The sequence below is a fragment of the Citrobacter sp. Cm046 genome (assembly GCF_030333065.1).
Lineage (GTDB): Bacteria > Pseudomonadota > Gammaproteobacteria > Enterobacterales > Enterobacteriaceae > Citrobacter > Citrobacter murliniae.
Genome location: NZ_JAOWGP010000010.1, coordinates 1 through 471 on the forward strand (window position 1 = coordinate 1; position 471 = coordinate 471).

3 tRNA genes are annotated in these 471 nt (G+C 48.0%); all 3 read right to left on the reverse strand.

The features are described 5' to 3' along the window. Positions 1 to 62: 62 nt before the first annotated feature. The 3 genes from OGX98_RS00750 to OGX98_RS00760 all read right to left on the reverse strand — a co-directional run bounded on the left by OGX98_RS00750 (position 63) and on the right by OGX98_RS00760 (position 471). Positions 63 to 138 (reverse strand) — tRNA-Lys (locus tag OGX98_RS00750). A 33-nt stretch (positions 139 to 171) separates the two neighbouring features. Further along, positions 172 to 247 (reverse strand) — tRNA-Lys (locus tag OGX98_RS00755). A gap of 148 nt (positions 248 to 395) precedes the next feature. Further along, positions 396 to 471, reverse strand: a tRNA-Lys gene (locus OGX98_RS00760).

Genomic DNA, 471 nt, shown 5'->3' on the forward strand with positions numbered 1-471 from the left:
GCAGGTTCGAATCTTATAAATCGCAAATAGCAAAAAGGCGCCTTTAGGGCGCCTTTTTACACTGGTGGGGCGTGCAGGATTCGAACCTGCGACCAATTGATTAAAAGTCAACTGCTCTACCAACTGAGCTAACGCCCCCATATGGGGTTTACTACTTTAACCTTTTCAGGATGGTGGGTCGTGCAGGATTCGAACCTGCGACCAATTGATTAAAAGTCAACTGCTCTACCAACTGAGCTAACGACCCTTTCGGGTATCACCTGAAATATTTTTACTCGACACCAATTTAATAAATTGGTGGGGCGTGCAGGATGACTCGACTTCGTCTCGCCCTACGGGCCGTTGCTGACGCAACGTTATCCTTCACGGCTAACACCTGAGTACGATGTTAATATTGGTGGGGCGTGCAGGATTCGAACCTGCGACCAATTGATTAAAAGTCAACTGCTCTACCAACTGAGCTAACGCCCC